The sequence below is a fragment of the Serratia sp. ID 25-353 genome, assembly GCF_054792795.1.
Genome location: NZ_CM139236.1, coordinates 3,707,676 through 3,720,230, shown reverse-complemented (window position 1 = coordinate 3,720,230; position 12,555 = coordinate 3,707,676). Strand labels below are relative to the sequence as shown.

10 protein-coding genes are annotated in these 12,555 nt (G+C 61.2%); 4 read left to right on the top strand and 6 right to left on the bottom strand.

What is annotated here, in order from left to right:
• Positions 1-4: 4 nt before the first annotated feature.
• On the bottom strand, positions 5-1,024 hold the full coding sequence (gene argF, locus ACYF6X_RS17980) for an ornithine carbamoyltransferase (RefSeq protein ID WP_049294756.1): 1,020 nt from the start codon (positions 1,022-1,024) through the stop codon (positions 5-7).
• A 162-nt stretch (positions 1,025-1,186) separates the two neighbouring features.
• Between argF and rraB the strand changes: the two genes are divergently transcribed.
• Positions 1,187-1,612, top strand: a complete 426-nt coding sequence (gene rraB / locus ACYF6X_RS17975; RefSeq protein ID WP_063991572.1) for a ribonuclease E inhibitor RraB — start codon at positions 1,187-1,189, stop codon at positions 1,610-1,612.
• A gap of 180 nt (positions 1,613-1,792) precedes the next feature.
• A complete protein-coding gene (miaE, locus tag ACYF6X_RS17970) occupies positions 1,793-2,557 on the top strand; it encodes a tRNA isopentenyl-2-thiomethyl-A-37 hydroxylase MiaE (RefSeq protein ID WP_130017463.1) in 765 nt (254 codons plus the stop codon).
• 15 nt (positions 2,558-2,572) lie between these two features.
• Here the strand turns inward: miaE and ACYF6X_RS17965 are convergent, their stop codons facing one another.
• The 5 genes from ACYF6X_RS17965 to pepA all read right to left on the bottom strand — a co-directional run bounded on the left by ACYF6X_RS17965 (position 2,573) and on the right by pepA (position 10,044).
• Complete coding sequence (locus tag ACYF6X_RS17965; RefSeq protein WP_063991570.1) at positions 2,573-4,180, bottom strand: GMC family oxidoreductase; 1,608 nt, start codon at positions 4,178-4,180, stop codon at positions 2,573-2,575.
• Positions 4,181-4,405: 225 nt separating this feature from the next.
• Positions 4,406-4,909, bottom strand: a complete 504-nt coding sequence (locus tag ACYF6X_RS17960; protein WP_004933360.1) for a GNAT family N-acetyltransferase — start codon at positions 4,907-4,909, stop codon at positions 4,406-4,408.
• A gap of 200 nt (positions 4,910-5,109) precedes the next feature.
• Complete coding sequence (locus ACYF6X_RS17955; RefSeq protein WP_107226659.1) at positions 5,110-7,986, bottom strand: valine--tRNA ligase; 2,877 nt, start codon at positions 7,984-7,986, stop codon at positions 5,110-5,112.
• A gap of 12 nt (positions 7,987-7,998) precedes the next feature.
• On the bottom strand, positions 7,999-8,448 hold the full coding sequence (locus tag ACYF6X_RS17950) for a DNA polymerase III subunit chi (protein ID WP_019453292.1): 450 nt from the start codon (positions 8,446-8,448) through the stop codon (positions 7,999-8,001).
• 84 nt (positions 8,449-8,532) lie between these two features.
• Positions 8,533-10,044, bottom strand: a complete 1,512-nt coding sequence (gene pepA / locus ACYF6X_RS17945; protein ID WP_033636874.1) for a leucyl aminopeptidase — start codon at positions 10,042-10,044, stop codon at positions 8,533-8,535.
• A gap of 282 nt (positions 10,045-10,326) precedes the next feature.
• Between pepA and lptF the strand changes: the two genes are divergently transcribed.
• Both lptF and lptG read left to right on the top strand, forming a co-directional pair.
• Positions 10,327-11,421, top strand: coding sequence for an LPS export ABC transporter permease LptF (gene lptF / locus ACYF6X_RS17940; RefSeq protein ID WP_004933351.1), 1,095 nt, complete (start codon positions 10,327-10,329; stop codon positions 11,419-11,421).
• A complete protein-coding gene (gene lptG, locus ACYF6X_RS17935; RefSeq protein WP_107226660.1) occupies positions 11,421-12,491 on the top strand; it encodes an LPS export ABC transporter permease LptG in 1,071 nt (356 codons plus the stop codon). The genes lptF and lptG overlap by 1 nt, the downstream gene beginning before the upstream one ends.
• The last annotated feature ends 64 nt before the right edge of the window (positions 12,492-12,555 follow it).

Genomic DNA, 12,555 nt, shown 5'->3' with positions numbered 1-12,555 from the left:
ACAATCAGAGGGTTTCGCTCAGCGTGGCGACCAGCACCGCCTTGATGGTGTGCAGCCGGTTTTCCGCCTGATCGAACACCACGCTGTGCGCCGATTCGAATACTTCGTCGGTCACTTCCATGCCGCCGTGCAGATCGTACTGTTGCGCCATCTGCTTGCCGAGCGTGGTTTGATCGTCGTGGAACGCCGGTAGGCAGTGCAGGAACTTCACGTTCGGGTTGCCGGTCAGCTTCAGCATCGCCATGTTGACCTGATACGGCCGCAGCAGCGCGATACGCTCCTGCCAGGTCTCTTTCGGTTCACCCATCGAGACCCAGACGTCGGTGTAGAGGAAGTCGGCGTCTTGCACCCCTTCGGCGATGTCTTCGGTCAGGGTGAGTTTCGCGCCGGTTTGTTGCGCCAGCGCCTGGCACTCGGCCACCAGCTCCGGCTGTGGCCAGCAGGCCTTCGGCGCCACCAGCCGCAGATCCATGCCCGCCAGCGCGGCGGCTTCCAGCAGCGTGTTGCCCATGTTGTTGCGCGCGTCGCCGACGTACGCCAGCTTCACTTCACTCAGCGCCTTGCCCGGCAGGTGCTCCTGCACGGTGAGCAGATCCGCCAGTAATTGGGTAGGGTGAAACTCGTCGGTCAGGCCGTTCCATACCGGCACGCCGGCGTGTTCCGCCAGGGTTTCCACCAGCGCCTGGCCGTAGCCGCGGTACTGAATACCGTCGTACAGGCGGCCCAGCACCCGGGCGGTGTCTTTCATCGACTCTTTATGGCCGATCTGGCTGCCGCTTGGGCCGAGGTAAGTGACCTGCGCGCCCTGATCGAATGCGGCAACTTCGAAAGAGCATCGCGTGCGGGTCGAGTCTTTTTCGAAGATGAGCGCAATGTTTTTGCCCTGCAGCCGGCGCTGTTCCTGCCCCTGCTTCTTGGCCTGCTTCAGATCGGCCGAAAGCCGCAACAGCGCCTGCAGCTCGGCGGGGGTGAAATCCATTAACCTCAGAAAGTGACGTTGGTAGAACGCATTGCCGGTGCTCATAGTCCGATTCCCTGATTGTCTAATTGAATTAAAATTCACTTTATATGTATGAATATTCAATTTCAACCCCAGCGAGGAAATCTTTCACGTTTATCGTGGAAGCAATGTCGGCGGTGTGTGAAAATAGAAGGAATGAAGGCCATTTGACTTGAGGATATAGGCATGGCAAACCGCGAATTGCTGGAAGAACAACGTGAAGAGACCCGCCTGATCATCGAAGAACTGCTGGAAGACGGCAGCGATCCGGACGCGCTCTACACCATCGAGCACCATCTGTCCGCCGAGAAATTTGAGGTTCTGGAGCAGGCCGCCGTTGAAGCCTTCAAGCTGGGCTACGAAGTGACCGACGCCGAGGAGCTGGAAGTGGAAGACGGTTCGATGGTGATGTGCTGCGACGTGATCAGCGAAGTCGGCCTGAACGCCGAGCTGATCGACGCTCAGGTCGAGCAGCTGGTGGCGCTGGCGGAACGCTGCGGCGTCAACTATGACGGCTGGGGCACCTACTTCGAAGATCCGAACGGTGAAGACGGTGAGGAAGACGAAGACGGCGACTACATCGACGAAGACGACGACGGCAAACGCCACTAATTCCTTTCCGATTAATGCCTGTGGGCTGGCTTTCGCCGGCCCCTGATATCCCCGTCGTCTTTCAAGCTACAGCGTTGTTGGCTGCACTCTCTCACCCCAGTCACTTACCTGAGTAAGCTCCTGGGGATGAGTGAGCTGGCTGCCTAGCTGCAACTTGAAATACATAGGGCAATGACGCCGATGACATACCAATCCCTGTTAGCCCCGATTTTAAGCTTCCTGCACTGTGAAACGCCCGACGCCTGGATTGACGCCGCGCGCCGTCCGGAAAACCTGCAGCTGTTGCTGACCGACCATCTGGTGTGCGAGCTGAAGGCCGCGCAGACCGGCATGTGGCTGATCCGCCGCTACGTGGCGGACAAAGAGAGCGGCGACGCGCTGTTGGCGCTGCTGCGGCCCTACGAGGCGTTTCTGCACGAAGCGCAGGGCGCGCCGGACACGCTGTTCCGCCAGGGCCAGTTCACCCGCAAGATCCTGCCGAAAAACGGCTCGGCCTACGGCCAGGATCTGGCGGATCGCATGGTGCTGTTGATCAAGGAAGAGTTGCACCACTTCTCGCAGGTGCTGGAGATCATGCAGGCGCGCGGGATCCCGTATCGCAAGATCACCGCCAGCCGCTACGCCAAGGGGATGATCCGCGAGATCCGCACTCACGATCCGGCGACACTGATCGACAAACTGATCTGCGGCGCCTACATCGAAGCGCGATCCTGTGAACGCTTCGCCAAGCTGGCACCGCATCTGGACGACGAGCTGAACCGCTTTTACGTCTCGCTGCTGCGATCCGAAGCGCGGCACTATCAGGACTACCTGACGCTGGCCGAGCAGATCGCCGGCGGCGACATCAGCGAACGGGTGGCGCATTTCGGCCGCCTTGAGGCTGAAATGATCCTGTCGCCGGACAGCGAACTGCGTTTCCACAGCGGCGTGCCTGCCGCCGCCTGAGGTTGAAGGGCGCCCCTACTGCGGCGCGCCCAGCAACAGATCCACCGCCTTTTCCGCCAGCATGATGGTCGGCGCATTGGTGTTGCCGCTGGTGAGCTGCGGCATCACCGAGCAGTCGATCACCCGCAGCTGTTCAAAACCGTGCACCCGCAGCTGCGGATCGGTCACCGCGTCCTGCGGCGACAGCCCCATGCGGCAGCTGCCCACCGGGTGATACACCGTCTTGCAGAAGTTGCGCACGAAGGCTTCCAGCTGCGCCTCATCGCGCGTCCACTCCGGCTGCGGCATCAGCAGATCTTTGATCAGCGGCTTCAGCGCCGCGGTTTGCAGGAAGCCCAGGCCGAACTTCACCGCGCGCACGCTGCCGGCCAGATCGTCCGGGTGGCCAAGGTAGTTGGCGTGCAGCTTGACCGGATCGTGCGGGTTGCTGCTGCGCAGCAGCACTTCGCCGCGCGCCTTCGGCTGCAGGTAGCCGACCTTGAGCGTAAAGCCGTGAATGTTCGGCAGCGGCTCGCCGGGCACATCGTCCCAGCTGTCCAGCAGTGGCAGGAAGTGGATCTGCACGTCCGGCCGGCCGTCGCCCTGGCTGTCGGTGAAGGCGGCGCCTTCCAGCACGTTGGACGAGAGCACGCCGCTGCGAAACGCCAGCCACTGCGCACCGTGGCTCAGCGCCTGCAGGCCGCGATCGGCGCCGAACAGGCTGATCGGTTCGCGGGTGCTGACGTTGATCGACATGTGCAGGTGGTCGTGGAAGTTTTTGCCCACCGGCAGATCCGCCCGCACCTCGATGCCCAACTGCTGCAGGTGGTCGCGCGGGCCGATGCCGGAGAGCATCAGCAGCTTCGGCGAACCGACGGCGCCGGCGCTGACGATCACCTCTTTGGTGGCGTGCGCGGTGACTTCTGCGCCACCGTTCTGGCTGTAGACCACGCCGGTGGCGACGTTGCCCTCGAAGGTCAGCCGGTGCGCCAGCGCGTTCAGTTTCACCACCAGCCGCCGTTCGTCGCGCACCGCCTTCAGGTAGGTGCGGGCAGTGCTGGCGCGTTCGCCGTTGTGGGTGGTGGTTTGGTAGAAACCGACGCCGTGCTGGCTGTCGCCGTTGAAGTCGTTGCGATAGGGCAGGTTCAGCTCCTGGCCGGCGCGGATAAACGCCATGCTGAGCGGGTGGCGGTAGCGGTTTTCGCTGACCGGCAGCAGCCCGTCGGCGCCGTGGTAGTCGTCCGACAGGCTTTCGTTGGCCTCGGCGCGTTTGAAATAGGGCAGCACCTCCCGGTAGCTCCAGCCGGTGCAGCCGTAGCGGTCGGCCCAGTCGTCGTAGTCCTGCGGCTGGCCGCGCAGGTAGATCATGCCGTTGACCGAACTGCTGCCGCCCAGCACCTTGCCCTGCGCGATCTGCATGCGGCGGTTATTGGCGTGCGGTTCCGGTTCCGTCTCGTAGGGCCAGCTCTTTTTGGCGATGATCTTGGCCACGCCGGCCGGCATCTTGATGAACAGGTTATTGTCGTCGCCGCCGGCTTCCAGCAGCAGCACCCGCGCCTGGGTGCGGCGGATCAGCTGCGCCGCCAGCACGCAGCCGGCGGAACCGGCGCCGACGATGATGTAATCAAAGGTATTTTCCGACATGACAGCTCTCCGTGCGCGATTGGGATACTGGCAGAGTAACGCGGGGGAAAAAGCGGTCAATTTACGATCGTTAATTTATTAACGAACTTCACATTAAATTTACATCGTGGTTTTTAACGTCAGTTTATCTGCTTGAAAAACGGCGTTATAGCGAATTTTACTGATTGATTGCGATATTAATAAAAAGGCGCAGAAAGCTGCGCCCTGATGTGCAGGCGGGGGCGATTACAGCGTTTTCAGCATGGTGACTTCGCAATCGACGTGGCCGGTGGCGCCCATCGCGTGGTCGATGTGTTCGAAGCCCAGGTGTTCGTACAGCGCAACGGCCTGCGTCAGGCTGGCGGTGGTCTCGAGGTAACAACAGCGGAAGCCGTGCTGGCGGGCGAAATCCAGCGCCTGCAGCGCCAGGCGTTTCGCCAATCCCTTGCCACGCAACACCGGCAGGAAATACATCTTCTGCAATTCGCAAATATCGTCTGCGCCGCCCTGCAGCGGCGCGATGCCACCGCCACCGGCGACCTGGCCGTCCACCTCGATCACCCAGTAAGCGCTGCGTGGCAGGCTGTAGAGCTGATACAGGGCGTCCAGATTGGGATCGGAGACGGTATAGCCTTTATCCGCCGTCAGGCCGTGCTCGGCGGAGACTTCGCGAATGACGTGAGCAATGGCGGGATTGTCTTCCGCCGTGATGGGGCGCACCAGCAGGCGTGCCGGGGTTGCTGTTGTCATGTTTACACTCGCCATTGAAAGAGACCACGTTCGTTTTTCATTTTTATCGCAGCACGAAACGCGCCGGGGGTTATTTCCCGACGGCGTCCCTGCAGCAGTAATATCTTGTAATAACATCTAACCCGGCCCGGATGCAACGGCGATAAAAAAACAGCGGGGAAGACCCCGCTGTTTTTCAGGCGTTGGCGTGAGCCGGTGGATTACAGCGCGGCGATGGTCGCCTGCTGTTCCTGCAGCTTCACTTTGCCTTCTTTGCAGGCCGCCAGACGATCGCGCTCTTTGGCGACCACCGCTTCCGGCGCGCGCGCCACGAAGCCTTCGTTCGCCAGCTTGCCTTCGATCGAGGCGATTTCCGCATCCAGTTTGCCCATCTCTTTCGCCAGGCGCGCGATCTCGGCGTCCTTGTCGATGAAACCGGCCATCGGGATCAGCAGCTCGGCGCCGTCCACCAGCTTGGTGACGGAGACCGGGCCTTTCTCACCGGCCGGCAGCAGCGCGATGGATTCCAGGCGCGCCAGACGGGCGATAAAGCTTTGGTTCTCCTGCACGCGGCGCTGGGCATCGGCGCTGCAGTTGCGCAGCAGCACGTCGAGCGCTTTGCTAGGCGCGATGTTCATCTCGGCGCGGATGTTGCGCACGGCGATGATGGTTTGCTTGATCCACTCCAGATCGTTCAGCGCCTGCTCGTCTTCCAGCGCGGCGTCATAGGCCGGGAACGGCTGCAGCATGATGGTGTCTGCGGTCGTGCCGGTCAGCGGCTTCACGCGCTGCCAGATGGTTTCGGTGATGAACGGAATGATCGGGTGCGCCAGGCGCAGCAGCGCTTCCAGCACGGTGATCAGCGTGTGGCGGGTGCCGCGCTGTTCCGCTTCGCTGCCGTTGCTCACCACCGGCTTGGTCAGCTCCAGATACCAGTCGCAGAACTGGTTCCAGGTGAATTCGTACAGGATGTTGGCCGCCAGATCGAAGCGGTAAGTGTCCAGCGCTTCGCGGTAGGCTTTCACCGTGCGGTTGAATTCGGCCAGGATCCAGCGATCCGCCAGCGACAGCACTTTCTCGCCGCCGTTGAAGCCGCAGTCGTGCGCTTCGGTGTTCATCAGCACGAAGCGGCTGGCGTTCCAAAGCTTGTTACAGAAGTTGCGGTAGCCTTCGAGGCGCTTCATGTCCCAGTTGATGTCGCGGCCGGTCGAGGCCAGCGCCGCCAGGGTGAAGCGCAGGGCGTCGGTGCCGTGCGGCTCGATACCGTTCGGGAACTGCTTCTCGGTGCGCTTGCGGATTTTCTCCGCCAGCTGCGGCTGCATCATGTTGCCGGTGCGTTTTTCCAGCAGGTCTTCCAGCGAGATGCCGTCGACCATGTCCAGCGGATCGATCACGTTGCCTTTCGACTTGGACATCTTCTGGCCTTCGTCGTCGCGGATCAGGCCGGTCATGTAGACGGTCTTGAACGGCACCTGCGGCTTGCCGTTTTCATCCTTGATGAAGTGCATGGTCAGCATGATCATGCGCGCGATCCAGAAGAAGATGATGTCGAAGCCGCTGACCATCACGCTGGTCGGGTGGAAGGTTTTCAGCGCGTCGGTCTGCTCCGGCCATCCCAGGGTAGAGAAGGTCCACAGGCCGGACGAGAACCAGGTGTCCAGCACGTCTTCGTCCTGGGTCAGCACCACGTCGGCGCCCAGGTTGTTCTCGCTGCGCACTTCTTCTTCGCTGCGGCCCACGTAGACCTTGCCGTTCACGTCGTACCAGGCCGGGATGCGGTGGCCCCACCACAGCTGACGCGAGATGCACCAGTCCTGAATGTCGCGCATCCAGCTGAAGTACATGTTTTCATACTGCTTCGGCACGAACTCGATTTGGCCCTGTTCGACCGCTTCCACCGCCACTTTGGCCAGCGGCGCGGTGCGCACGTACCATTGGTCGGTCAGCATCGGCTCGATCACCACGCCGCCGCGGTCGCCGTAAGGCACCGTCAGGTCGTGCGGTTTAACCTCGTCCAGCAGGCCCAGATTTTCGAAGGCGGCAACCACCGCTTTACGCGCCGCGAAGCGCTCCAGGCCGCGGAACTCGGCCGGGATCTCGTTGCAGTAGTCGGTGCAGACTTCGCCCAGGGTGTTGAACACTTCCGCTTCCTGGCGGATGTCGCCGTCGAAGGTCAGAATGTTGATCATCGGCAGGCCGTGGCGTTTGCCGACTTCGTAGTCGTTGAAATCGTGCGCCGGGGTGATCTTCACGCAGCCGGTGCCTTTTTCCATATCGGCGTGTTCGTCGCCGACGATACGGATGCGACGGCCGACCAGCGGCAGAATGATCTCTTTGCCGATCAGGTCTTTATAGCGCGGATCTTCCGGGTTGACCGCCACGCCGGTATCGCCCAGCACGGTTTCCGGACGGGTGGTGGCGACCACCAGGTAGTCTTTGCCCTCGGCGGTTTTCGCGCCGTCGGCCAGCGGGTAGCGCAGGTGCCACATGGAGCCTTTGGATTCGCGGTTTTCCACTTCCAGATCGGAGATGGCGGTGCGCAGCTTCGGATCCCAGTTCACCAGGCGCTTGCCGCGGTAGATCAGATCTTCTTTGTGCAGACGGACAAACACTTCGCGCACCGCGTTCGACAGGCCTTCGTCCATGGTGAAGCGCTCGCGCTCCCAGTCCACGGAGTTGCCCAGACGGCGCATCTGGCGGGTGATGGTGCCGCCGGATTCCGCCTTCCACTGCCAGATTTTGTCGATGAACGCGTCACGGCCGTAGTCGTGGCGGGTTTTGCCTTCTTCCGCGGCGATCTTGCGCTCCACCACCATCTGGGTGGCGATGCCGGCGTGGTCGGTGCCCGCCTGCCACAGGGTGTTTTTACCCTGCATGCGCTGATAGCGGATCATGGTGTCCATGATGGTCTGCTGGAACGCGTGGCCCATGTGCAGGCTGCCGGTGACGTTCGGCGGCGGGATCATGATGCAGAAGCTTTCCTGGCTGGTGTCGCCGTTCGGCTTGAAGTAACCCTGATTCTCCCAGTGATCGTACAGCTTCTGTTCGATCTGTTTTGGGTCGTATGCGGTGTCGAGCTGACTGTTTGTCTTTTCCATTCTTTATCGTATTCAGTGAGTTGGCGGCGTAGCCGTGGTCAAATGGAAGCCGACGCTGCGATAGGCCTTGTAACGGTCGCGCGCCAACTGTTTCAGAGTGTCTTCGTAAGGAACGAAGTCTACCACTTCATGGAAAGCGGTAGCAAAATCGGCAAACTGCGGCAGCAGGGCGATCAGCAGATCGCGCGGGGCGTTGCCGCGCTTGCCGGGCCAGCACAGTTCCACCGGCGCGCCGTAGTGCGGCCCTTCGCCGGCCAGGTTGTGCGGCACGAATTCATGCGGCTCGCGCTGCCACAGCGCTTCGTCCAGCCGCTGGGCCTGCTCCTGGCTCTCGCAGGCGATCAGCACCCGCTTGCCGGCGCGCCAGCGTTCGGCGGCAACGGCGCAGGCCACGGCCTCATGGGCGCTGAGCGCGCCTGACGGTTCCGCGTTGTCGAGCAAATAAAACGTCGCCTGTTTCATTAAGGATCCACCGCTGCCGATAAAAAAATGTAGGGGCACAGCATGCTGTGCCCCTTGGGATTATACCTGAATTACCACTCAGATTTAATCGTCGCCGTTCAGGCCCGCGCGGTTCAATAGGAACTGCGACAGCAGCGCCACCGGGCGGCCGGTCGCGCCCTTGGCTTTACCGGAACGCCAGGCGGTGCCGGCGATATCCAGGTGCGCCCAGGTGTACTTGCGGGTGAAGCGCGACAGGAAGCAGGCGGCGGTGATGGCGCCGCCAGGGCGGCCACCGATGTTCGCCATGTCGGCGAAGTTGGAGTCCAACTGCTCATAGTACTCGTCGGCCATCGGCAGGCGCCAGGCGCGGTCGCCGGCCTGCTCGGAAGCGCCCAGCAGCTCGTGCGCCAGCGGATTGTGGTTCGACATCAGGCCGGTGATGTGATGGCCCAAGGCGATCACGCAGGCGCCGGTCAGGGTGGCGATGTCGATCACCAGCTCCGGTTCGAAGCGCTCGACGTAGGTCAGGGTGTCGCACAGCACCAGGCGGCCTTCGGCGTCGGTGTTGAGCACCTCGACTGTCTGGCCGGACATGGTGGTCAGCACGTCGCCCGGACGGTAAGCACGGCCGCCCGGCATGTTTTCACAGCCGGCCAGCACGCCGATCACGTTCAGCGGCAGGTTCAGCTCCGCCACCACGCGCATCACGCCGTACACGGTCGCCGCGCCGCACATGTCGTATTTCATCTCGTCCATGCCGTCGGCCGGTTTGATCGAGATGCCGCCGGAGTCGAAGGTCAGCCCTTTGCCTACCAGCACGATCGGCTTAGCGTCCGGATTTGGGTTGCCCTTATATTCCATCACCGACATCAATGATTCGTTCTGCGAACCGGCGCCGACCGCCAGATAGGCGTTCATGCCCAGCTCTTTCATCTGCTGTTCGCCGATGACGCGGGTGGTGATGTGGGTGCTGAAGGCGTCCGCCAGCTGGCGGGCCTGCGAGGCCAGGTAGCCGGCGTTACAGATGTTCGGCGGCATGTTGCCGAGATCTTTGGCCGCCTTGATGCCGGAAGCAACCGCCAGGCCGTGCTGGATGGCGCGCTCGCCGCTGGTGAGCTCACGGCGGGTCGGCACGTTGAACACCATTTTGCGCAGCGGACGGCGCGGCTCCACCTTGTTGCTTTTCAGCTGATCGAAGGTGTAGAGCGTCTCTTTAGCGGTTTCCACCGCCTGACGCACTTTCCAGTAGGTGTTGCGGCCTTTCACGTGCAGCTCGGTCAGGAAGCAGACCGCTTCCATCGAGCCGGTGTCGTTGAGGGTATTGATGGTTTTCTGGATCACCTGCTTGTATTGGCGCTCATCGAGCTCGCGCTCTTTGCCGCAGCCGATCAGCAGGATGCGCTCGGAGAGAATGTTGGGCACATGGTGCAGTAGCAGCGTCTGCCCGACCTTGCCTTCCAGTTCGCCACGGCGCAGCAATGCGCTGATATAACCATCACTGATTTTGTCGAGTTGTTCTGCGATAGGGGACAGGCGGCGCGGTTCGAAAACGCCGACTACAATACAGGCACTGCGCTGTTTTTCCGGGCTACCGCTTTTTACACTGAACTCCATGCACTCTCCTGAATCTTAAAGACAAAGGCGGACGCTACGGCTAGAATAACCGACTCCGTAACGATCTCCTGCCATTTGAGTTAACGGATTATGTTAACCTGAACGGCATAAATTGCTCTGTTTTGGCGACTATAAGCAAGTTCCTATAGGACACCCAAACGGCTTGATGTTGTAATACTATTTTAGCTGTGAAGGTTGCCATATGATGAGAATAAATGGCGGATTAACGATGAAATTATCGATTTTCCTGCAAAAAGACAAGTTTTCACAGGCGTAATAAGCGTGATCATCATAAGATATCTGGTACGGGAAACGCTCAAGAGCCAAATCGCCATCCTGTTCATCCTGCTTCTGATCTTCTTTTGTCAGAACCTGGTCAGGGTGTTGGGCGACGCGGTGGACGGCAATATCCCGACAAACTTAGTACTCTCCCTACTTGCGTTGGGCGTGCCGAAAATGGCGCAGCTCATCCTGCCTTTGAGCCTGTTTCTCGGCTTGCTGATGACGCTTGGGCGGTTGTATACCGAGAGCGAAATCACCGTTATGCACGCCTGCGGGCTGGGCAAACGCACCCTGATTATCGCCGCCATGATCCTGGCGCTGTTCACCTCTGCGGTCGCGGCGGTGAACGTGTTTTGGGCCGGCCCCTGGGCCTCGCGCTATCAGGACGTGGTGGTGAATGAAGCCAAGGCCAACCCGAGCATCGCCGGGCTGGCGGAAGGGCAGTTCAAACCCTCGCAGGACGGCAACGCGGTGCTGTTTATCGGCAACGTGAAGGGCAGCACCTTCAACGACGTGTTCCTGGCGCAGCTGCGGCCGAACGGCAACCAACGCCCGTCGGTGGTGGTGGCCGAGCACGGCAACATCGTACAGCAGAAAGACGGTTCGCAGGTGGTGACGCTCGACAAGGGCACCCGCTTTGAAGGCACCGCGCTGCTGCGCGACTTCCGCATTACCGACTTCACCGACTACAAGGCGGTGATTGGCCACCGCACCGTGGCGGCGGACAACACCGAATCCGAACAGATGTCGATGCAGACGCTGTGGGAATCCGACGATCCGGACGCGCGCGCGGAGTTCCACTGGCGCCTGACGCTGGTGGTGTCGGTGGCGCTGATGGCGCTGCTGGTGGTGCCGCTCAGCGTGGTGAACCCGCGCCAGGGCCGCGTGCTGAGCATGCTGCCGGCCATCCTGCTGTATCTGATCTTCTTCCTGCTGCAGACCTCGCTGCGCTCCAACGCCGGCAAGGGCAAGCTGGATCCGATGCTGTGGCTGTGGCTGGTTAACGGCGTTTACTTCGCGATTGCGCTGGCGCTGAACCTGTGGGATACCGTGCCGATGCGCAAGCTGCGCGCACGCCTGAGAGGAGCGGCCTGATGTTTGGCGTATTAGACCGGTATATCGGTAAAACGATTTTCAACACCATCATCATGACGCTGTTCATGCTGGTGTCGCTGTCCGGGATCATCAAGTTCGTCGATCAGCTGCGCAAGGTCGGCCAGGGCGAATACACCGCGCTGAGCGCCGGCATGTACACCCTGCTGAGCGTACCAAAAGACATCGAGATCTTCTTCCCGATGGCGGCGCTGCTCGGTGCGCTGCTCGGCCTGGGCCAACTGGCGACGCGCAGCGAACTGGTGGTGATGCAGGCTTCCGGCTTCACCCGCATGCAGATCGCCGGCTCGGTGATGAAAACCGCCATTCCGCTGGTGCTGCTGACCATGGCGATCGGCGAGTGGGTGGCGCCGCAGGGCGAGCAGATGGCGCGCAACTACCGCGCCCAGCAGATGTACGGCGGCTCGCTGCTCTCCACCAAGAGCGGGCTGTGGGCGAAGGACGGCAACGACTTCATCTACATCGAGCGCGTCTCCGGCGACAAAGAACTCTCCGGCGTGAACATCTACCACTTCAACGACCAGCGTCGCCTCGAGACGGTGCGCTATGCCGCTACCGCCAGCTTCGAGAACGGCCTGTGGCAGCTTTCGCAGGTGGACACCTCGGATCTGACCAACCCGAAACAGGTGACCGGCACCCAGACGCTGACCGGCGAATGGAAAACCAACCTGACCCCGGACAAGCTGGGCGTGGTGGCGCTGGATCCGGATTCGCTCTCCATCAGCGGGCTGCACAACTACGTGAAGTACCTGAAGCAGAGCGGCCAGGAATCCAACCGTTACCAGCTCAACATGTGGAGCAAAATCTTCTCGCCGCTGTCGGTGGCGGTGATGATGCTGATGGCGCTGTCGTTCATCTTCGGCCCGCTGCGCAGCGTGCCGATGGGCATCCGCGTGGTGACCGGCATCAGCTTCGGCTTCCTGTTCTACGTGCTGGATCAGATCTTCGGCCCGCTGAGCATGGTATACAGCATGCCGCCGGTGCTGGGTGCGCTGCTGCCGAGCATGCTGTTCCTGCTGATCAGCGTGTATATGCTGCTCAAGCGCAAATAGCAGGGCAATCGGTAGTGAAGAAAGGCGTGGCCGTGGGGCCGCGCCTTTTTTGTGGGTGCGACAT

Bases quoted from the DNA above. Each gene is read 5' to 3' on its own strand.
- miaE (WP_130017463.1), top strand. From the start codon at position 1,793: ATGACATACCAATCCCTGTTAGCCCCGATTTTAAGCTTCCTGCACTGT.
- rraB (WP_063991572.1), top strand. From the start codon at position 1,187: ATGGCAAACCGCGAATTGCTGGAAGAACAACGTGAAGAGACCCGCCTG.
- ACYF6X_RS17960 (WP_004933360.1), bottom strand. From the start codon at position 4,909: ATGACAACAGCAACCCCGGCACGCCTGCTGGTGCGCCCCATCACGGCG.
- ACYF6X_RS17950 (WP_019453292.1), bottom strand. From the start codon at position 8,448: ATGAAACAGGCGACGTTTTATTTGCTCGACAACGCGGAACCGTCAGGC.
- lptG (WP_107226660.1), top strand. From the start codon at position 11,421: ATGTTTGGCGTATTAGACCGGTATATCGGTAAAACGATTTTCAACACC.
- ACYF6X_RS17965 (WP_063991570.1), bottom strand. From the start codon at position 4,180: ATGTCGGAAAATACCTTTGATTACATCATCGTCGGCGCCGGTTCCGCC.
- pepA (WP_033636874.1), bottom strand. From the start codon at position 10,044: ATGGAGTTCAGTGTAAAAAGCGGTAGCCCGGAAAAACAGCGCAGTGCC.
- argF (WP_049294756.1), bottom strand. From the start codon at position 1,024: ATGAGCACCGGCAATGCGTTCTACCAACGTCACTTTCTGAGGTTAATG.
- ACYF6X_RS17955 (WP_107226659.1), bottom strand. From the start codon at position 7,986: ATGGAAAAGACAAACAGTCAGCTCGACACCGCATACGACCCAAAACAG.